Below are 19,943 nucleotides of genomic sequence, written 5' to 3' on the forward strand. Positions count from 1 at the left end.
CATTGGTCAGTGTTCGTCCTTCGGGGCCGGGTGAGGCGCCACTGCCCCCGCACCGACTATCTCGTGTTAGGTGCTGCGGAAAGCGTATACCGTGACCATGACCGGTGACACCTCCGTAATGAAAATGTGATGTTCAAAGGCGCAATCATGAGCTCGGCCTCGCGGCGGACATCCGGCCCGCACGAGCGCGTTCCAAGGCCCCCGTGCCCGCCGTCCAGCCACAGCCACGTCCCCTCGCCGGCACCCAGGTCCTCCCAGTGCGCAGCGCCTTCCAGGTCCTGCTCACGCCAGTGTCCCAGGGAGAAGGAGGGCAAGGTCGCGGCGTCGATGCGCAGGCGAAGGGCCTCGCCCTCGCCCGTGAGGACGAGGTCACGCAGCCCCGGGCGGTTTCCCCCCTCCTGGGGACGCACCCGCCTTTCCCACATGTCCCGCACCTCGGCCTCGAACACTCCCGGCCATGAGGCGCCGGACATGTCCGGGTAGGCGATGCCCGGGCCGGTGCCGACCCAGCGCGCACGCCAGCCCGTGCCGGGCAGGGCCAGGCGCAGGCCGCACCTGGGAATGCGGGCGGGCCACCGACCATGGGGGCTCGCCTCCCACTGGATGCGCACACCACCCGGCACGGCCGCGTACAAGAGCCGCACATGGGCGCCGAAGTCCTCGGTGGGGAATCCCCACTCCTCCTCGACCAGCACGCGATCGCCCTCGTCCTGCAGGTCGACCAAGCGCCGTCTGGGCAGGTCCAGGTGCGATTCGTGCCACCTGGCGGCATCGGAGGTGCCGCCGACTCCCAATCCCTGGCCGAGCGCTCCGGCCTCGTCCATGCCCCAGTGGTCAATGGGGCCCCGACCGCGGTCATTGTCGGTGGGTGCCCGGAAGACGCTGAGTTCCAGCGGCCCGATCGCAAGGCCGGCCACCTCGGTGAGGCTGCCCCATTCGTCAACGGTGAATCCGCCGAGGGCGATGGCGGGCCCGTCGGGTCGGGTGCCACTCTCGCTGCCGGCCTCGATGACGAGGCAGTCGCGGACCAGCGTCCGCCGCCCGCAGCCGTCGTCGAATCCGACGGGTACCGGCAGCCAGTCGCCGATGCGGGCCGGACACGGACCGGCAGGCAGAGGCGCACCGGGCACACGCTCATCGACCAGGACGACGTGCACGGCCCATGCAACGCCCGGATGGGCGGCGCGCGCCTGCCTGAAGGCGACCGTGGCTTCCTCCAGGTCGATGCGCACCCCTTCGGGACCGCAGTGGCTGGGCAGGGGCAGGACCCCGGTCACACCGGCCGCCCCCACCCCGTCCGCCAGATCGAGGTCCAGGGCCTGCAGCGCCCACCGCAGATGCAGTTCCGAGTGGATCGCCGGACCCCACGGCTCACGCACGCGAGACCACAGAGCACCCGTGTGCGGGTCGGCCTGGACCTGGACGCGGAGCGGAGCGATCTCGCCCGCCCAGTTCACCAGGCCCGAGAACACCTCGCCGGTCGCCGAGACGAGCCCGTCACACACGAAGTTGCCGTCGTGGATCTCCTCCCCGAAATCCCCTCCGTAGGCCAGCGTCGGCCCCTCCGGCCCGTCCTTCCACAGGGCATGGTCGCGCCACTCCCACACGAAGCCACCGCAATGGCGCCGGTGGCTGAATTGGTCGACATAGCCCCGGGCCTGGCCAGGGCCCGTCCCCATGGCGTGCAGGTACTCGCACAGCAGGTAGGGGGCGCTGCGGATCCGCTTCCGGGCCCGGGCGTCCACGCGCGAGGCCGGGTGGACGGGTACGGCGACCTCGGCGATCGGGTCGGATTCGTCAAGGACGGCGGCGACCTCCTCCAGGGTCGGGTACATCCGTGAGTGCACATCCGTGTACCTCAAGGACCTGTCCGCCTCGTAGTGGAGGATCGCTTCCGGGCACCGCTGCCTCATCCATGCGGCAGCGGCCTCCAGGTTCACTCCGTCACCGGATTCATTGCCCAAGGACCACATGAGGATGCTCGGGTGGTTCTTGTCCCGCTCGAAGGCGCTGCGGGTCCGGTCCAGGAAGGCCTCGCGCCAGGCGGGGTCGTCACTGGGGTTGCCGCGCCACCGCCCATCCCCTTCGAAGCCGTGGGTCTCGATGTCGGATTCGAGCACGACCCACAGGCCGATCTCGTCGGCCAGGTCCAGCAGGCGTGGGTGAGGAGGGTAGTGGCTGGTGCGCAGGGCATTGACGTTGAAGGACTTCATGAGGGCCAGGTCCGCCCGGGCGAAGTCCTCGTCGAAGACGCGCCCGGCATCGGGGCGGATCTCATGGCGGTTGACCCCGCGCAGGACCAGGGGGTGGCCATTGGCCATGAGGACGCCGTCCTGGATCTCCACGTGCCTGAAACCCGCACGGCAGGTGCGCTCGGCGCCGGCGGCCTCGACGCGCACCTCGTGCAGGACGGGCTCCTCGGGGCTCCAAGGGCGGACCGGGCCGATGTCGACCCATTCGGAGATGAACTCTTGCGGGTCCTGCCCGTCGGGGACCAGGGCGAGGCGGCGGGCAGGACCGGCCACCTCCAGGTGCACCCACTGGGGCGCCGGGCCCTGGAAGCGCATGCGCAGTTGCAGTGCCCCGTGGGCGCTCTCGGGGTCCCACCGGGTGCGCACCCACAGGTCTTCGATCGCCCCCGAGACAAGTCTGTGCACGGTGACATCCCTGAAGACTCCGGGCAGCCACCACTGGTCCTGGTCCTCCAGGTAGGTGCCCGGGCCGAATTGGTTGACACGCAGGGTCACCCGGTTCCTCCCCGGATGCACGAGGTCGGTGACGTCGAATTCGCGGGGGTTGCGCGAGCCGGAGCTCAATCCCACCCAGTGTCCGTTGACCCACACCCGCAGGAGGGATTCGACCCCGTCGAAACGCAGGCGCACTTGGGAGCCGTCGCACCAGTGGTCAGGCAGGTCGAATTCACGCCAGTGGTCGGCGGTGGGATTGTCCTGCGGGGGGTGGGGCGGGCTGAGGGGGAAGGGGTAGACGACATTCGTGTAGGTCGGGTGGCCCCGTCCAGGTCCGCTGAGGACCCAGTGGGCGGGAAGATCGATGTTCTCGCAGTGGTCGTCGAGCACGGGTTCCTCCCCGCCCACGTGCGGCCCCAGTGGGTCCGGGTCGCAGGGATGCAGGCGGAAGGACCACGTTCCGCCCAGGTCGATGGTCTCCTCCTGTGATCCCGGCCAGGAGCGATGGTCCAGGACGCGGCCGTTGTGGGGGCCCGACGGGGTCCATGCAGGTTCGGCGCCATCGTCGATGAGGGCGCCGTCTCCACTCTGAGTAGCCATGCTCCGTAGGCTAACAGCATATAGTTGCCTTGGACACCTTCCTGTCGACCGTGTCTTCTCCCCCACCGAACCGGCCATTGTCCTCAAGCGGCACGGGGATACGATACGGACCAGATTCCCCCATCGAAGGAGCCGCCGTGCCTCGTACGACCCGCGCCCAGGTCGCACAGCTTGCCGGGGTCGCGCCCTCGACGGTTTCGCTCGTGCTCAACGGACGCGGCGAAGAACTGAAGATCGCCTCGGCCACCATCGCCCGCATCGAAGAGGCCGCACGGACTCTGGGGTACGTGCCCAATGCCGCCGCCAGGTCCCTGCGCAAAGGCACCAGCACTATGATCGCCCTGCTCATGGCCGAGCTGCCGGAGGACCCATTCGTTCCCGTCGTCCACAAGGTCCTCACCACCGCAATGATCGAGATCCAGCGACGCGGATACCTGCTCGTCCCGCTCTTCCAGAGCAGCGAAGAAGTCTCCGACGCACAAGTCATCCGCTCCCTCATCACCGACACCCCCCTCGCCGGAGTCATCCGAGAAACCACCTCGGCCGAACAGTTCGCCAACACCCTCCTGGCCGACATGGGAATCCCCGTCGTCGGAATGTCGATGATCGAGACCCCGGACTCCACGCACACCCGCTCCCTCGTCAGGATCGACGAGTCCGCCGGTGTCATCGCGATCCTCGACCGCCTCGCCCTGCCCAGCGCGGAGCGCGCCCACGCGGTGTTCCTCGCGGGCCCCAACACGAACCACTCCCGCCAGAACCCCCTCTTTGCCCGCTTCGGCGAACGCGCGCGAATGATGACTCTGCCCGACTGGAACGAAGCGAGCGCCTACACGGCTTCACTGGACGTCCTCACCCGCGATCCCCTCGTCGAATTGATCTTCTGCGCCGACGACTCCCAGACGGCGGGCGTGTTCAAGGCCGCCGACGAACTCGGCATGGACGTGCCGGAGCGACTGAGCATCCTTGGATTCGGCGGCCAAGAGCGCAGCGGAATCGAAGGAACGCGCCTGACCACAGTCGAGTGGCCACTGCGCGAAATGACTCGGCTCGCAGTCGACACACTCATCGGGATCATCGAGGAGCCCGATACCGCCCGCAGCGTCATCACCATTCCGACCGTCCCGGTGTGGGGGACCTCCGTGCGGATCACCCCGAATCGCGACTAGTTCGATGCGCTGGTCGACTCGTGAGAGTGCGCTGCCTCGAGCTTGCCCAGCAAGGCCTCCAGAGTGGCGAGCTCGTCCGAGGTCAGGGCGCGGAAGAATTGTTCGCGACCGCGACGAAGGCGAGGCTGTGCCTCATCCCACCAGGCCCTGCCGGCGACGCTCAGGCTCAGAAGGCGAGACCGCGCGTCATTGGGGTTCAATCGGGTCTGGACCCAACCGGCTTCGATCAGTTTTCGAATCGTAGGGCCCATGTTGCGCGGATCGACGGCTGTCGCGGCGGCGACTTGCGTTTGGGTTCTCTCCCCTTCCGCCAATGCCGCCATGGTGGCGAACTGCGCCGTGGAGATCCCCTGCTCGACCAGGTAGGTGTTCCACGCCCGCTCCACCCGCCGACCGAGGGCAGCCAGGAGAAAACTCGCGCCCCAGCGATACTTGACTCCACCCGAACTATTCATAGATTATGTCTACATGCCTCTCTCAACACCGTCCCCACCGACAGGACACAACACCATCAATCCGTTCGCCATCGTCCCCGACGCCATCGGCTTCATTCGTTTCGTCGAAGCAGTCTTCGACGGGCACGAGACCACGCAGGTACGGACTCCCGATCGTGATGGATCAATCATCCACGCCGAAGTCGTCATCGGCGACTCCACGATCATGCTCAGCGACCGAAAACCGGACTGGCCCTTCACGCCCGCTTTCCTTCAAGTCTATGTGTCGAATGCCCGAATGTGCCTCGACAGAGCCGTCGCCCTCGGTGCCGAGATCGTCACGCCCGTTTCCGACTTCTACGGCGGCTGTCGAATCGCTCGCCTGCTCGATCCCTGGCGAAACCTCTGGTGGCTCTATGAGCCGACGACCCGACCTCTGCCGCAATCCGAACGAGTCGGCGACACGGAGTGGCATGATCGGAAGCCGAGCCTCGTCTACACCACTCTCATGGACGCAATGCGGAATCTCACTCGACCCGAGGCGCTCTGAGCCTGACCGCCGAGCCCCGTCACACCGCCGGAGCATCACCCCGCCGGAGCTCTTGCGGACCGACGGGGCCGAAGCGGAACCGCTTCGGCGGCGCGCCATCGCAGAAGGTCCAAGAACAGGGAGGACTCCTCGTGCGATGCGGCGGCGTCAGATCGAGGAACTCCGCTTCGCCCCCCGTCCCTGCTCGGCCGACTGAGACGAAGATGCGGCCTCAGAGCGAAAGATTCTCCTCGACGACCTTCGCCAGGCGATTCGCAACCGAATCGGCCTGCTCCTGAGTGGCGGCCTCGACCATGACGCGCACCAGCGGCTCCGTACCCGACGGGCGCAGGAGAACACGACCGGTCTCGCCGAGTTCGGCCTCCGCAGCGGCGACGGCCTTCTGCACCGCAGAATCGGTGCCCGCCTTCGCCTTGTCGACTCCCTTGACGTTGACGAGCGTCTGCGGCAGGCGCGTCACGATGCTCGCCAGGTCCTTGAGCGACTGGCCCGTGCGCTTCATGCGCGCCGCAATGCGCAGCGAAGTGAGCACACCGTCTCCCGTGGTCGCGTGCAGCGAATCGATGACGTGGCCCGACTGCTCGCCTCCGAGCGTGTAGCCGCCCTGAAGCATCTTCTCCAGGACGTAGCGGTCACCCACGCCCGTCTGGACGGTGCGGATGCCGTGCTCCTTCATTGCGAGGATGAGGCCGAGGTTGCTCATGACGGTGACCACGAGGGTGTCGGAGCCGAGCGTGCCGTCGGCCTTCATGCCGACTGCGAGCATGCCCATGATCTGGTCCCCATCGACGAGGCGGCCCTCGGCGTCGACCGCGAGGCAGCGGTCCGCATCGCCGTCATAGGCAACGCCCAGATCGGCGTGCACGGAGGTCACGTAGTTCTGGAGCTGCTCGGGGTGGGTCGAGCCGCAGTGGGCGTTGATGTTGAGCCCGTCGGGCGAGGCGTTGATCGCGATGACTTCGGCGCCGGCCGCGCGCAGCGCCGCAGGGCCGACTGACGAGGCCGCACCATTGGCGGCGTCGACGACGATGCGCAGGCCGGAAAGGTCCGTGCCGACCGAGTCGACGAGGTGGTTGATGTACGTCTGGTCGGCGACCGTCTCGCCCTTGATGACGCGGCCCACGCCCGCGCCCGTCGGTCGGCCGGACACCTTCCCGAGCAGGGCTTCGATCTCATCCTCGACGGAGTCCTCGAGCTTGTAGCCGCCGCGCGCGAAGAACTTGATGCCGTTGTCCTGGAAGGGGTTGTGCGAGGCGGAGATGACGACGCCGAGATCGATGTTCTGAGTGGCGGTCAGGTGCGCGATCGCAGGGGTCGGCAGGACTCCGGCACGAGTGACGTCGACGCCGGAGGCCGCCAGGCCCGCGGAGATCGCATGGTCGAGGAATTCGCCCGAGGCGCGGGTGTCGCGTCCCACGATCGCGCGAGGGCGGCCCGTGCGCGACAGGTTCCCGGCGGGGATGTCCTTGGTGAGGACGCGGGCGGCGGCTTCGCCGAGTTGGACGGCGAGGGCGGGGGTCAGCAGGTCATTGGCGAGGCCGCGGACTCCGTCCGTGCCGAACATCCTGGTCATGTGCGGTGCCTTCCGATCACGGGGTCGAACTGGTCTCCAGCGTACTCGCCGAACAAGCATCGCCGGAACGGGCAGGGCAGCGCGGGGCCGAACGAAAGGCCGGAAACGCGCTGCGGCCCCGCCCTCGGCGACGAGGACGGGGCCTTGCGGCGATCGGTGACGCCAGAGCGGGTCAGCGCTTCGAGTACTGCGGCGCCTTGCGGGCCTTCTTCAGGCCGGCCTTCTTGCGCTCGATGGCGCGGGCGTCGCGAGTCAGGAAGCCGGCCTTCTTCAGGGCGGGACGGTTCGCGTCACGGTCGATCTCGTTCAGGGCTCGCGAGATGCCCAGGCGCAGCGCACCGGCCTGGCCGGAGATGCCGCCGCCGTTGATGCGGGCGATGACGTCGAAACGGCCGTCCAGGTCCAGCAGGACGAAGGGCGACTTGACCAGCTGCTGGTGCAGCTTGTTCGGGAAGTAGTCCTCCAGGGTGCGACCGTTGATGGTCCACTGGCCGGTTCCGGGAACCAGGCGCACGCGGGCAACGGCCTCCTTGCGGCGGCCCAGTCCCGCGCCGGGTGCGGTGATGGACTGGCCGGCTCCGACAGGCGCCGACTCGGTCTCGGTGGTGTACGAGCTGGGGGCGGTCTCCTCGTCCAGCTCGACGATCTCGGTGGTCTCAGCCACAGTTCTCCTCAGTGACGTTCGGTTGGCTCAGGGGCGCGAAGCGCTCACTGGGCGACCTGGGTGATCTCGTAGGGAACCGGCGTCTGGCCGGCGTGGGGGTGCTCAGCACCGGCGTACACGTGCAGCTTGCGCAGCTGCGCGCGACCGAGGCTGGTGTGGGGAAGCATGCCGCGGACGGCCTTCTCAACCGCACGCTCGGGCCGCTCGGCCATGAGGTCACGGTAGGGGGTCGCGGTCAGACCACCGGGCTGGCCCGAGTGGCGGTAGGCCATCTTCTGCTCGAGCTTCTTGCCGGTCAGGGCGACCTTGTCCGCATTGATGATGATGACGAAATCGCCCATGTCCATGTGAGGGGCGAATGTCGGCTTGTGCTTCCCACGCAGGAGGGCGGCGACATGGGTCGCCAGGCGACCGAGGACGACGTCGGTGGCATCGATGACGTACCACTTCTTGTCGGCATCCCCCGGCTTCGGTGAATAGGTGCGCACGGGCGTAACCTTCAATTCTTCTGGTCGGCTAAGCAGGACGCCGACATGCGGCGGCCCCGCTCACGGAACGGTTCGCGCGAGGCGCCAACGTGTGGAACACCGGCGAGTGGGAAAGCACCGGGGTACCGCTGACGCACAGCGTCGTTCAGTCTATGCAGTGCTCGCGCACCGGGTCAAAGCTGTCGCCCCACTGTGGCCGACTCCTCACGGGCGCCCGAACCCGCCTCGCCCTCGCCCCCGGGAGCGCACCCGGCAGCCCATTCCCACAGGACACTCGCCGTACGGCCCGGCAGGGAGAGCACCCCCTGGGACGCCTCCCACGCGACCTGTCCGGCCAACGGGTCGGCGCCATGTGCCAGGAGAGGGTGCACGCGCAGGTCCCTGCCGACAAGGTCCTGGACGCGCACATGCACCTGCCACGGCGCCGGGTTGAGGGCGATGAGCATCGAGTCCACCCGCGGATCCAGGTCCTGCCCGGTCTGGCCACCGGGGGCGTCCTCGACGACGAGGGCGACCACGCCGGGCACCCGGCGCCCGTCCCGGTCGATTCCGCCGGAGAGGACCTCCAGGGCGGGAACACGCATCCGCTCACGCACCCGGGCCCCTGTTCCAAGCGCGAACAGGGGCGTCGAGGAACGCACACGCAGCAGGTCCAGGGCCATGTCTCGGGCGAGCTCCATGTCCGCCCTCGAGGGGTGCAACAGGCGGTTGCGCAGAAGGGGGCGCATGAGGTCCCACCGGCGCCCGTTCTTGCCCCACCCGGGAAGGCCCGTGCCGAAGCCGTGGGTGGACAGGCTCCAGTCCACCGCATTGACGGCCACGCCGGAGTCGAAGGAGTCCCGGTCCAGGGACTTCGAACGCAGCACCTCGGTGCCCGCGTGCCAGAAGCAGATGCCCTGCCCCCAGGCGAGTGTGGCCAGGGCCAAGGTGTTCACGCGGATGCGCTGGTCCATGGGGGTGTCGACCGGAAGCTTCCACACGAGGGCGTCGAAGAGGGTTTCATTGTCGTGGGCGTCGACGTAGTTCACGCATTCGAGGGGATCACGGGTCCATCCGGCGGGCGCCCCGCGGAAGGAGATGTCACGCCCTTTGCGCACGACCCCGTCGTGGCAGAGGATCGGCAGGTCCGCGGGCGCCCCGAGCATTCCCAGGGTGACGAGGTCGCTCAAGTGTCCGAGTCGCGCACAGGCACCTGGGTCGGGGCCCGAGGCTCCTGTGGCGCCGCCGATGCCGTTCGGGGCGAGGGCGAGACCGGTGGCCCAGCCTTGGAGGGCGCGTTGGTCCTCGTCGAAGGGGCCTCCGCCGCGCACGGCGTCTCGCAGGCGGTCGTTGAAGGCGCCGATTCCGCTTCCCGCAAGGTTCACCTGCCGGGCCTGGACGAAGAGGGCGTCCCCGGCGACCGGCCCGAAGTCCCATCCTTCCCCGTAGAGCATGATGTGGCGGCCGTCGATGCCGTCGGCGTCAGGGTCCAGGTCGTCCAGGGCTCGCCGGATGCGGCGCATGAGCTCCAGGGGCAGGTGGCCCATGAGGTCGAAGCGGAAGCCGTCGACACGGAAGTGGCGGGCCCAGTGCAACACCGAGTCGAGCACCATCCGCCCGGTCATCATGTGTTCGGTGGCGGTGTCGTCATTGCAGGCGGAGCCCTGCACGCACCCGTCGGCGTCCAGGCGGTGGTGGTACCCGGGCACGACCCGGTCCAGGACGGAGCTGGGGTCCTGCCCGGAGGCGTTCATGTGGTTGTGGACGACGTCCAGGACGACACGCAGTCCCGCCCGGTGCAGGGCGGCGACCATGCTCCTGTGTTCGCGAAGGCGTGCCAGGCCGTCCTGGTTCCCGCCGGTGGCGTAGGAGCCTTCGGGCACGTTCCAGTGCCACGGGTCGTAACCCCAGTTGTAGGAGTCGATTGCGGCCCGCTGGGCGCGCAGCTGCTGGGGGGTCTCGCTTGCCGGGTCGCTCGGTGGGGGCGGCAATTCCTCCTCACGGGTGAAGGACCGCAGGTCGGGGTCCTCGATGACGGTGGCGAAGTCGTAGGTGGGCAGCAGGTGGACGGTGTCCAGGCCCGCCTCGGCCAGGGAACGCAGGTGGCGCATACCGGTCGAGTCGGGGTGGGTGAAGGCCATGTAGGTGCCGCGGTGATGCGCGGGGACCGAGGAGTCGCGGGCGCTGAAGTCGGCGATGTGGACTTCCCAGATGCTCCGCGCCCTCCGGGGGTCCAGGGGTGGGGGCGCGCTGGCCTGCCACTCCTCGGGCAGCCCGTCGGGATCGGCGGGATCGGCCAGGACGCTCCAGCGGGAGTCCCGGGAAAGCGCCACCGAGCAGGGGTCGGTGACACGGTTGACCACCCGGACCCCTGTCGGTGTGGGGGCGCCGACGATCTGGTGGGGGCTCGGCCCCGGGGTGGGGGCTCCGGCGATGCCACGCGCTCCCCCGCCGCTGTCCAGGGCGTCTTCGGGCAGGACCAGGTGGACCCGCCACAGGTACTTCGCGCCGTACCAGGACTCCTTGCCACGAAGGCTCCACATTCCTGTGGCCGCATTGCGCCTGGCGGGAAGGACCAGTGGTTCCTGCCCCTTCATGAGGTCCACTTCCACTTCGACCAGGACGGCGGTGGGCGCCCACAGGTGGAGTGTCGGCACTCGCCCGTCCCATTGGGTGCCCAGCGGCGCGTCGGCGGCCTCGGCGTAGAGGTCGTCGAGGGCGCGGGCGATCTGGGTGCGAGTGGAGTGCATGCGGCCATCCGGGTGGGTCACCTCGACCACGGGCGCATCCTGCAACAGCGCCGCCACCGCCTCCCGCAGGGCACCGGCCTGGCCGGTGGCGCCGGCGGCGCGGCCTCCAGGGGGAGGCGCATCGGCCACTTCGACGGCCCAGACCCGCCAGGCGCGCCCGCGAAGCTCCGGCGCCCGGGCGGTGATCTCCACCCCTGTGGGGCCGAGGTCCCCAAGGGCGAGCTCCGGGTGGGCGCCGAAGCGCACGCGAGCGCCCTCGGGAGCAAGGTCCTGCGGCAGGGCCAGGTGCGTGGCGTCGACCCAGATCGCCCGCGCCCCCTGCGGGGCGCTCACTCGGCCTCCCCGCAGCAGGGTTCGTCGCGTCGACGACGGGCCTGACTCACCCGCGCCGCCCACTCCTGCGCCTGCGGGTAGTCGACCCGCTCCAGGGTCAGTCCGTGGGGCGGGGCAACCGGCGCCGCGCTCTCACGCGAGGCCGCCGCGAGCAACTCCGCCGGCCACTCGGGTGCGCGCCGCCCTCGTCCCACCTCAAGAAGGGCCCCGACCAGGGAACGCACCATCGAATGGCAGAAGGCGTCGGCCTCGACCCGGAAGGTGATGATCCCCTGCGGGTCCTCCTCGACGTCCAGGCGGGTGAGGGTGCGGCTGGTCGTGGCCCCCTCGCGCGGCCGGCAGTAGGACAGGAAGTCGTGTTCGCCGAGCAGGGCCCGCCCGGCCTCGGCCATGAGAGGAACGTCCAGTGCCGCATCGACCCAGACCACGTCATGGCGCCGCAGCGGGTCCCGGTGGCCGCCGGGGACCACCCGGTAGGCGTAGGCCCGCCCAGTGGCCGCGAAACGCGCGTCGAAGTCGGTGGACACGACACCCGCCCGGTGGATGAGGACGTCGGTGACACCCTTCGGGCAGGCCAGGCCGCGCTCTCGGAACCATTGTGCGGCCGCCAGCGCCAGCAGGGCATTGAGGCGCCGGACCAGGGCGGTGCAGCGATCCTGTTCCCCGTCCCGTTCAGGCCCGGCATCGGCGGCCGGTGTGCGCACGAGGCGCTCCCAGGCCGAGCGGGGCAGGTCCACGTGGACCACCTGGTGGCGGGCGTGGACGCCGGCGTCGGTGCGCCCGGCCACCGTCACCGAAAGGCGTTGGCCCACCAGAGTCTCCAGCGCGTCTTCGAGCATCCCCTGCACGGTGAGTGTTCCCGGCTGGGCGGCCCACCCGTGGAAGCGTGTGCCGTCATAGGCCAGGTCCAGGCGCACCCTCGGCGTGAGGGACGCGTCAGTGGAGGTCGGCAGGTCGGTGCTCACGGGCTCAGCGTAGTGCCCCCAAACCGGGGTGGAACACCGTGTGCGGGGTGAAGGCCGGGGCCCGGGATCACTGTGATCCCGGGCCCCGGCCCTCACGTCAGCAGGTGGGCGGCCACTGGCCGCCCCGGCTCACTTGTCCTCGGTGGTCTCGGCCTGCTCGGCCGGAGTCTCCTCAGCGGGGGTCTCCTCGGCGGCCTTGGCCTCCTCCTTCTTGGCGGCAGCGGCAGCGGCAGCGGTCTTGGTCGCGGACGAGACCACGGCCTTCTTCTCCACGCGCTCCATGACGAAGGCGATCTGCATCATCGGGGCGTTGTCGCCCTTGCGGTTGCCCACGCGGGTCAGACGGGTGTAGCCGCCCTGACGCTCGGGGTCCATCGCGGGGACGATCTCCTCGAAGAGCAGGTAGGCGGCTTCCTTGCTCGCCACCTTCTTGAGGAAGGTGCGGCGGGCGTGCATGTCACCGCGCTTGGCCTTGGTGACCAGCTTCTCGATGTAGGGCTGCAGCATCTTCGCCTTGGCCTCGGTGGTCACCAGCTCACGGTGCTCGATGAGCTGGGCCGCCAAGTTGGCCAGGATGATCTTCTGGTGTGCCGGGCTGCCGCCCAGGCGGGCACCCTTCTTGGGGGTGGGCATGGATTGTCTCCTGTGGATTCATGCGTCCATCGGACGCGTCTTTGTCAGATGGACTGGTCGTCGCTGAAGGTGATCGAGGCGGAGCCGTCGTCTCCGCCCTGCGGCATGGTCGAGTCCTTGAGGGTCATGCCCAGGGTCGCGAGCGACTCCTTGATCTCCTCGATGGACTTGGTGCCGAAGTTGCGGATGTCGAGCAGGTCGGCCTCGGAGTGGGCGACCAACTCGCCGACGGTGAGGATCCCACGGCGACGCAGCGCGTTGTAGGAACGCGACTGCAGGTTGAGGCTCTCGATCGGCAGCGCCAGGTCGGCGGCCAGGGTGGCGTCGGTGGTGGAGGGCCCCACCTCGATGCCCTCGGCCTCCTCGTTGAGCTCGCGCATGAGCCCGAAGAGTTCGACCAGGGTCTTGCCGGCAGAGGCCAGAGCGTCACGCGGGGAGATCGCGGGCTTGGTCTCCACGTCGATGACGAGGCGGTCGAAGTCGGTGCGCTGCTCGACACGGGTCGCCTCGACCTTGTAGGTCACCTTGACCACGGGCGAGTAGATCGAGTCGATCGGGATGACCGAGATCTCGGCCTGCGGGTTCTTGTTCTGCGCGGCCGAGACGTAGCCGCGACCGCGTTCGACGGTCAGCTCGATCTCCAGCTTGCCCTTCTCGTTGAGGGTGGCCAGGTGCAGGTCGGGGTTGTGGATCTCCACACCCGCCGGCGGCGTGATGTCACCGGCGACGATTTCGCCCGGACCCGCCTTGCGCAGGTACATGACGACCGGCTCGTCGTTCTCCGAGGAGAGGACGATCTGCTTGATGTTGAGGATGATCTCGGCCACGTCCTCCTTCACGCCTTCCACGGTGCGGAACTCGTGAGGCACTCCATCGATGCGGATGGAGGTCACTGCCGCGCCGGGGATCGACGAGAGCAGAGTGCGACGCAGGGAGTTGCCCAGCGTGTAGCCGAACCCGGGCTCGAGGGGCTCCAGGGTGAAGCGGGAGCGGAAGTCGCTGACCTTCTCCTCGGTCAGGATGGGGCGCTCTGCAATGAGCACGTCGTGTCCTTTCTTCCCGGCGCCCGCCATATGACGCCGGATGGTGGTCCGCTTGGTGCGGTCTCAAAGGGTTGGGGTGGCCAATGGCAGGCTCCCCGGACGTGGGGGTTGGTCGTCCTCGTCTTCCTGGGAGGGCGACGAGGGCGGGGCCCCTCCTGCCGCGGTCAGCCGCGGCGACGCTTCGGGGGACGGGCGCCGTTGTGCGCCTGGGGGGTGACGTCCTGGATCGAGCCGACCTCGAGGCCGGCGGCCTGGAGGGAACGGATCGCGGTCTCGCGGCCGGAGCCGGGTCCCTTGACGAAGACGTCGACCTTCTTCATCCCGTGCTCCTGCGCGCGACGGGCGGCGGCCTCGGCGGCCAGCTGCGCGGCGAAGGGGGTGGACTTGCGTGAGCCCTTGAAGCCCACCTGGCCGGAGGAGGCCCAAGCGATGACCGCGCCGGTCGGGTCGGTGATGGAGACGATCGTGTTGTTGAACGTCGACTTGATGTAGGCGCGACCCTGGGTCACGTTCTTGGAGATCTTGCGGCGCGGCTTGCGTCCGGCACCGCTGCGGGTGGTCTTTCCAGCCATGTGATTCAGTTCCTTCGAAGTCGTGTGGATTCTCGCGTCGCCCGATCAGCGCAGACGGGGTCGACGCCGGCCGTCACTTGGCCTTCTTCTTGCCTGCAACAGTGCGCTTGGGGCCCTTGCGGGTGCGCGCGTTGGTCTTGGTGCGCTGACCGTGGACCGGCAGGCCACGACGGTGACGAAGGCCCTGGTAGGAACCGATCTCGACCTTGCGGCGGATGTCGGCCTGGACCTCACGACGCAGGTCGCCTTCGACCTTGTAGTTGGACTCGATGTGGTCACGAAGCTTGACCAGGTCCTCCTCGGTGGCGTCCTTGACGCGCAGGTCGGGGCTGACTCCAGTGGCTTCGAGAGTCTCCTTGGCGCGGGTGCGCCCGACTCCGTAGATGTAGGTGAGCGCGATCTCCATCCGCTTCTCGCGGGGCAGGTCGACGCCGGCAATGCGTGCCATGTGTGTGCTCCAGTGGCTATTCGGAGGTCGTCATCTCCTCTTCCGACCGAATTGTCGGCCCCGGCCTCCGAACCGGGGGTCGCCCTCACCTGGGTGGGGCCTTCGAGGAGATGCTGTCGGGCTCATCGCCCGTTGGGCCGCATCGGCAGGGGTCAGCCCTGACGCTGCTTGTGCCGGGGGTTGTCGCAGATGACCATGACATTGCCGTGGCGACGAATCACCTTGCACTTGTCACAGATCGTCTTGACACTCGGCTTGACCTTCATGGTGGTTACCTCCGCCGCCCGGGGGCGGCATGTGTCGGTTCGTTCACTTGTACCGGTAGACGATGCGACCTCGCGAGAGGTCGTAGGGGCTCAGCTCGACGACGACCCGGTCCTCGGGGAGGATCCGGATGTAGTGCTGACGCATCTTCCCGGCGATGTGCCCCAGGACGATGTGTCCGTTGCTCAGTTCCACGCGGAACATCGCGTTCGGCAGGGCCTCGATGACCGTGCCTTCGATCTCGATGACGCCGTCCTTCTTGGCCATGTTCCTCCGTCTGGTCGCACCTCCGGTACCCGGTGCACGGCGTGCGCCGGTGGGCGTGGCGACACGCCCGAGGATCCACATTACGCGAGAATGCGCCCGAAGTGATAGTCGGGCGGGCTGTAGACCGCGTCACTGCCCGGGCGCTGCTCCGCCCTCGTGCCCCTCAGTCGTCCAGGTCGACCGGGGTGATCCCGAAAGGCGCCAGCAGCGCGGCCCCGCGGTCCGGGGCGGTCAGGACGCTCACCCCGTCCTCGACAATGGCAATCGAATGCTCCCACTGGACGGCGTCGGAGCCGTCCTTCGTGCGCACGGTCCAGCCGTCGCGGTCGGTGGTCACCTCGGCGCAGCCGCCGGTGAGCATGGGTTCGACGGCCAGCACCATGCCGGGCCGCAGCTTCTCGGTCCGCCCGTGCACCATGTAGTTGAGCACGTCGGGCGCCTGGTGCATGGCGGTGCCGATGCCGTGGCCGGTGAACTCCTCGACGATTCCGGCCTCCCAGCCGAAGCGCTCCCCGTGGTCCTCGACGACCTTCTCCACGGCGGCGCCCACCACGCCGACCCGGCGGCCCGTGGCCACTGCGGCCAATGCCGCATCCAGAGCGGCGTGGGTGACCTGGTCCAGCTGCCGGCGGCGCTCCAGCAGATCCGGCGGAATCGCGGCTTCGGCGGCGCTCGGGCCGCCCGTGGTCGGGCGGGGCTCATCCCCGATGATCATCGTGATCGCCGCATCACCGTGCCACTGCTTCCCGGCCTCGACGATGTAGGCTCCGCAGTCGAAACTCACGATGTCCCCGGCCCGCAGCCGCTTCTTGCCGGGGATGCCGTGGACGACCTCGTCATTGACACTGATGCACACTGTGGCGGGGAATCCGTGGTAGCCTAGGAAGTTGGACTTTGCGCCCGCCTTGGCGATGACCTCGCGGACCACCTCGTCGCACTCCAGGGTGGTCACACCGGGCGCAGCGAAGTCACGCAACGCCCGGTGGATGTCGGCGACCACCAAGCCGGCCCTGCGCATGAAGCGCATCTGGTCGCGGGTCTTGAGCTCAATGCGTCGCACGGGTCAGCGGCGTTCGGTGCCGATGCGGTCCAGGACCTCGCAGATGCGGGCGAAGACCTGGTCGACGGTTCCCGACCCGTCGACGCTCTCCAGCAGGTCCTGGTCGGCGTAGTAGGTGGCGATGGGCTCGGTGGCCTTGTGGTAGACCTCCAGGCGGTGGCGGATGATCTCCTCGGTGTCGTCGGAGCGGTGCTGCTCCTGGGCACGTTTGAGGATGCGTTCGACGACCTCGTTCTCGTCCACCTCGATGGCCAGCACCACGTCGATGCGCTTGCCCATGTCCACCAGCAGGTCACGCAGGACGTGCGCCTGGGCCAAGGTGCGAGGGTAGCCGTCCAGCAGGAAACCGCGCTCGGTGTCCGGGGCGGCCAGGCGCGCCTGCACCATCGGGTTCGTCACCGAGTCGGGGACGAATTCGCCCCGGTCCATGTACTCGCGGGCGCGGCGTCCCAGTTCCGTGTCGGAAGCCATGTTGGTCCGGAAGATCTCACCGGTGGAGATGGCCGGGATGCCCAGCCTCTCCGCGATCAGGCGGGCCTGCGTTCCCTTGCCGGCGCCAGGGGCGCCCAGGAGGATGATCGACGTCATCGCAGGAATCCTTCGTAGTGGTGCTGCTGCAGCTGAGTGTTGATCTCCTTGACCGTCTGCAGGCCGACACCGACGACGATGAGCAGTGTGGTGCCGCCGAAGGGCATCTGGTTCGCGGAGAGGTTCAGGGGAATCATCGCCAGAGTCGGCAGCAGCGCAATGACGACCAGGTACAGGGCGCCGGCAGTGGTGATGCGATTGATGACGTAGGTGAGGTACTCGGCGGTCGGGCGGCCCGCACGGTAGCCGGGGATGAAGCCGCCGTAGCGCTTCATGTTGTCGGCCACCTCGTCGGGGTTGAAGGTGATCGCCGTGTAGAAGAAGGTGAAGAACAGGGTCAGCAGACCGTATCCGACCAGGTACGGCCATGCCGTCTGGCTGAAGTTCGCACTGATCCACTGCACCCACGCCTGGGTCGGGTCGCCGAACTGGGCCACCAGCGGCGGCAGCGCCAGGATCGAGGTGGCGAAGATGACGGGGATGACGCCCGACATGTTGAGCTTGAGCGGAATGTAGGTGGTGGTGCCGCCGTACTGTCGCCGGCCCACCATGCGCTTGGCGTACTGGACGGGAATGCGGCGCTGGGCCTGCTCCAGGTAGACGACCACCAGGGTCACGGCCAGCATCAGGCCGACGATGGCGGCCACGGACCCCCACTTGCCGGCCTGGCCGATGCTCAGCAGCTGGGAGGGCAGGCGGGCGGCGATCGAGGTGAAGATGAGCAGCGACATGCCGTTGCCGATGCCGCGTTCGGTGACGAGCTCGCCCAGCCACATGATGACGCCGGTGCCGGCCGTCATCACCAGGATCATGAGCAGGATCATCGGGATCGAGTCGTCGCCGATGACCTTGTGGGTGCAGCCGGAGAACATCTGGCCCGAACGTGCCAAGGCGATGTACGTGGTCGACTGGAGGATGCCGAGGAAGATCGTCAGGTAACGCGTGTACTGCGTGAGCTTGGCCTGACCGGTCTGGCCCTCCTTGTGCAGGTCGTCGAACCTGGGGATGACCACGCGCAGCAGCTGGATGATGATCGACGCGGTGATGTAGGGCATGATGCCCAGCGCGAAGACCGACAGCTGCAGCAGCGCGCCACCGGAGAAGAGGTTGACCAGATCCAGGAGGGAAGCTTCGTTCTGGTTGGCGATGCACATCTGGACGGCCTTGGAATCCACACCCGGGGTCGGGATGAAGGATCCGAGGCGGAACAGCGCCATGATCATCAGCGTGAAGAACAGCTTCCGACGCAGGTCGGGGGTACGGAACGCCTGCGCGAACGCACTGAGCAAGGCTTCCTCCTGGTGGTGACGGGTTCACCCGTGGGCCGATTGCCCGGGGCGACTGGCCCAGCCTACCGGAACGGTGCCGGTGCGGGCCAAAAGGTGTGGTGGTGGCCATTTCGACGAGGGCGCCGCCCTCGTCCCACAGGCCGTTCGAGGGGGCGTGTCGCCTCCCGGCCGGTGACGTGACAGGGGGTGGCCCGGACCTGCCGGGCCACCCCCAACGCGTCGTCAGCGGGTCTTGAGGGACCCGCCGACGGCGGTGATCTTCGCCTCGGCGGACGCCGACCAGGAGTCCACGACGAGGTCGAGGGCGACGGTGATCTCGCCGGTGCCGAGCACCTTGACGAGCTCGCCGTCACGCACGGCGCTCTTGGCCACGAGGTCCTCGACGGTCACGGTGCCACCCTGCGGGAAGAGCTCCTGCAGCTTGGCGACGTTGACGACCTGGTACTCGGTGCGGAAGGGGTTGCGGAAGCCACGGAGCTTCGGCAGACGCATGTGGATCGGCATCTGCCCGCCCTCGAAGCCGGCGGGAACCTGGTAGCGGGCCTTGGTGCCCTTGGTGCCGCGTCCGGCGGTCTTGCCCTTGGAGCCCTCACCGCGACCCACGCGGGTCTTGGCGGTCTTGGCACCCGGGGCGGGACGCAGGTGGTGCAGCTTGACGATGCTCACCTGCTCCTCGGCGGCCTTCTTGGTGGTGTCGGCCATTGTCAGTCGACCTCCTCGACGGTGACCAGGTGACGCACGGTCCGCACGGCGCCACGGAGGGCCTGCGAGTCCGGACGCACGACGCTCTGGCCGATCTTGCGCAGCCCGAGGGTGCGCAGCGTGTCCTTCATGTTCTGCTTCGCGCCGATCGTCGACTTGATCTGCGTGATTCTCAGGTTCGCCATCACTCGCTCACCCCTGCCGCCGCCTTGTCCGCCTCGGCCTTGTCGGCTTCGGCGCGCTTCTCGGCCTCACCCTCGGCGCGCGCACGCAGCATCGCCGCGGGGGCGACACGCTCGAGCGGCAGGCCACGGCGGGCCGCCACGGCCTCGGGCTGCTCGAGCTGCTTGAGCGCGGCAACCGTCGCGTGGACGATGTTGATCGCGTTGTCCGAGCCCAAGGACTTGGTCAACACGTCGTGGACACCCGCGGCCTCGAGGACGGCGCGCACGGGGCCACCGGCGATGACGCCGGTACCGGGGGCGGCCGGGCGCAGGAGGACGACGCCGGCGGCGTCGCGGCCCTGCACGAGGTGGGTGATGGTGCGGCGGATCATCGGGACGCGGAAGAAGTTCTTCTTCGCCTCCTCGACGCCCTTGGAAATGGCCTGGGGAACTTCCTTGGCCTTTCCGTAGCCGACGCCGACCGTGCCCTCACCGTCGCCGACGACCACCAGGGCCGTGAAGGAGAACCGACGTCCACCTTTGACGACCTTGGAGACGCGGTTGATGGTGACGACGCGCTCGATGTACTGGTCCTTGGCCTCGGTCCGGCGGGAGTCGCGGGAGTCTCCGCGACCACGACGCTCGCGACGCTCCCCGTCGCCCTGGCGCTCGCCGCCTTCCTGACCGTTCCTGCTTCGCTGCGGTGCAGCCATCAGATGAT

21 protein-coding genes are annotated in these 19,943 nt (G+C 68.5%); 2 read left to right on the plus strand and 19 right to left on the minus strand.

Annotated elements, in window-relative coordinates:
- Positions 1 to 56: 56 nt before the first annotated feature.
- Positions 57 to 3,287 carry a glycoside hydrolase family 2 TIM barrel-domain containing protein gene (locus tag I6B53_RS09015; RefSeq protein WP_216763904.1) on the minus strand — a complete coding sequence of 1,077 codons (3,231 nt, stop codon included), beginning with the start codon at positions 3,285 to 3,287 and terminating at the stop codon, positions 57 to 59.
- Positions 3,288 to 3,424: 137 nt separating this feature from the next.
- On the opposite strand from I6B53_RS09015, the gene I6B53_RS09020 reads away from it, so the two are divergent.
- Positions 3,425 to 4,456 (plus strand): LacI family DNA-binding transcriptional regulator, encoded by a 1,032-nt coding sequence (locus tag I6B53_RS09020; RefSeq protein ID WP_216763905.1) that lies wholly within the window; start codon positions 3,425 to 3,427, stop codon positions 4,454 to 4,456.
- On the opposite strand, the gene I6B53_RS09025 is transcribed toward I6B53_RS09020, so the two are convergent.
- Positions 4,453 to 4,842, minus strand: a complete 390-nt coding sequence (locus I6B53_RS09025) for a MarR family winged helix-turn-helix transcriptional regulator (RefSeq protein WP_253953850.1) — start codon at positions 4,840 to 4,842, stop codon at positions 4,453 to 4,455. The two genes, I6B53_RS09020 and I6B53_RS09025, sit on opposite strands and share 4 nt — an antisense overlap.
- Positions 4,843 to 4,888: 46 nt before the next feature.
- Between I6B53_RS09025 and I6B53_RS09030 the strand changes: the two genes are divergently transcribed.
- A complete protein-coding gene (locus I6B53_RS09030) occupies positions 4,889 to 5,440 on the plus strand; it encodes a VOC family protein (protein WP_253953851.1) in 552 nt (183 codons plus the stop codon).
- Between the two features lie 211 nt (positions 5,441 to 5,651).
- On the opposite strand, the gene glmM is transcribed toward I6B53_RS09030, so the two are convergent.
- The 17 genes from glmM to rpsE all read right to left on the minus strand — a co-directional run bounded on the left by glmM (position 5,652) and on the right by rpsE (position 19,935).
- Complete coding sequence (gene glmM, locus I6B53_RS09035) at positions 5,652 to 7,013, minus strand: phosphoglucosamine mutase (protein ID WP_216763907.1); 1,362 nt, start codon at positions 7,011 to 7,013, stop codon at positions 5,652 to 5,654.
- A 172-nt stretch (positions 7,014 to 7,185) separates the two neighbouring features.
- Positions 7,186 to 7,677: a 30S ribosomal protein S9 gene (gene rpsI, locus I6B53_RS09040; protein ID WP_216763908.1), complete on the minus strand. Its 492-nt coding sequence runs from the start codon at positions 7,675 to 7,677 to the stop codon at positions 7,186 to 7,188.
- 44 nt (positions 7,678 to 7,721) lie between these two features.
- Positions 7,722 to 8,165, minus strand: coding sequence for a 50S ribosomal protein L13 (gene rplM, locus I6B53_RS09045; RefSeq protein WP_216763909.1), 444 nt, complete (start codon positions 8,163 to 8,165; stop codon positions 7,722 to 7,724).
- A gap of 173 nt (positions 8,166 to 8,338) precedes the next feature.
- Positions 8,339 to 11,227 (minus strand): alpha-1,6-glucosidase domain-containing protein, encoded by a 2,889-nt coding sequence (locus tag I6B53_RS09050; RefSeq protein WP_216763910.1) that lies wholly within the window; start codon positions 11,225 to 11,227, stop codon positions 8,339 to 8,341.
- The gene (gene truA, locus I6B53_RS09055) at positions 11,224 to 12,192 is read right to left on the minus strand and encodes a tRNA pseudouridine(38-40) synthase TruA (protein WP_253953852.1); all 969 of its coding nucleotides are present in this window, start codon (positions 12,190 to 12,192) and stop codon (positions 11,224 to 11,226) included. The genes I6B53_RS09050 and truA overlap by 4 nt, the downstream gene beginning before the upstream one ends.
- 129 nt (positions 12,193 to 12,321) lie before the next feature.
- A complete protein-coding gene (gene rplQ / locus I6B53_RS09060) occupies positions 12,322 to 12,825 on the minus strand; it encodes a 50S ribosomal protein L17 (protein ID WP_216763911.1) in 504 nt (167 codons plus the stop codon).
- A 44-nt stretch (positions 12,826 to 12,869) separates the two neighbouring features.
- Positions 12,870 to 13,868 carry a DNA-directed RNA polymerase subunit alpha gene (locus I6B53_RS09065; RefSeq protein WP_216763912.1) on the minus strand — a complete coding sequence of 333 codons (999 nt, stop codon included), beginning with the start codon at positions 13,866 to 13,868 and terminating at the stop codon, positions 12,870 to 12,872.
- Between the two features lie 164 nt (positions 13,869 to 14,032).
- Positions 14,033 to 14,440, minus strand: a complete 408-nt coding sequence (gene rpsK, locus I6B53_RS09070) for a 30S ribosomal protein S11 (RefSeq protein ID WP_216763913.1) — start codon at positions 14,438 to 14,440, stop codon at positions 14,033 to 14,035.
- 73 nt (positions 14,441 to 14,513) lie between these two features.
- Positions 14,514 to 14,888, minus strand: a complete 375-nt coding sequence (gene rpsM / locus I6B53_RS09075) for a 30S ribosomal protein S13 (RefSeq protein ID WP_216763914.1) — start codon at positions 14,886 to 14,888, stop codon at positions 14,514 to 14,516.
- A gap of 152 nt (positions 14,889 to 15,040) precedes the next feature.
- Complete coding sequence (gene rpmJ / locus I6B53_RS09080) at positions 15,041 to 15,154, minus strand: 50S ribosomal protein L36 (protein ID WP_216763915.1); 114 nt, start codon at positions 15,152 to 15,154, stop codon at positions 15,041 to 15,043.
- Between the two features lie 43 nt (positions 15,155 to 15,197).
- On the minus strand, positions 15,198 to 15,419 hold the full coding sequence (gene infA / locus I6B53_RS09085) for a translation initiation factor IF-1 (protein ID WP_009408800.1): 222 nt from the start codon (positions 15,417 to 15,419) through the stop codon (positions 15,198 to 15,200).
- Between the two features lie 163 nt (positions 15,420 to 15,582).
- Positions 15,583 to 16,479 carry a type I methionyl aminopeptidase gene (gene map / locus I6B53_RS09090; RefSeq protein ID WP_216763916.1) on the minus strand — a complete coding sequence of 299 codons (897 nt, stop codon included), beginning with the start codon at positions 16,477 to 16,479 and terminating at the stop codon, positions 15,583 to 15,585.
- A gap of 3 nt (positions 16,480 to 16,482) precedes the next feature.
- Positions 16,483 to 17,067, minus strand: a complete 585-nt coding sequence (locus I6B53_RS09095; RefSeq protein ID WP_216763917.1) for an adenylate kinase — start codon at positions 17,065 to 17,067, stop codon at positions 16,483 to 16,485.
- Positions 17,064 to 18,356, minus strand: a complete 1,293-nt coding sequence (gene secY / locus I6B53_RS09100; protein ID WP_216763918.1) for a preprotein translocase subunit SecY — start codon at positions 18,354 to 18,356, stop codon at positions 17,064 to 17,066. The genes I6B53_RS09095 and secY overlap by 4 nt, the downstream gene beginning before the upstream one ends.
- 222 nt (positions 18,357 to 18,578) lie before the next feature.
- Positions 18,579 to 19,058 carry a 50S ribosomal protein L15 gene (gene rplO, locus I6B53_RS09105; protein ID WP_216763919.1) on the minus strand — a complete coding sequence of 160 codons (480 nt, stop codon included), beginning with the start codon at positions 19,056 to 19,058 and terminating at the stop codon, positions 18,579 to 18,581.
- A 2-nt stretch (positions 19,059 to 19,060) separates the two neighbouring features.
- On the minus strand, positions 19,061 to 19,243 hold the full coding sequence (rpmD, locus tag I6B53_RS09110) for a 50S ribosomal protein L30 (RefSeq protein WP_216763920.1): 183 nt from the start codon (positions 19,241 to 19,243) through the stop codon (positions 19,061 to 19,063).
- Positions 19,243 to 19,935, minus strand: coding sequence for a 30S ribosomal protein S5 (gene rpsE / locus I6B53_RS09115; protein WP_216763921.1), 693 nt, complete (start codon positions 19,933 to 19,935; stop codon positions 19,243 to 19,245). The genes rpmD and rpsE overlap by 1 nt, the downstream gene beginning before the upstream one ends.
- Between the last annotated feature and the right edge of the window lie 8 nt (positions 19,936 to 19,943).

It is taken from the genome of Schaalia sp. 19OD2882, from assembly GCF_018986735.1.
Taxonomy (GTDB): domain Bacteria; phylum Actinomycetota; class Actinomycetes; order Actinomycetales; family Actinomycetaceae; genus Pauljensenia.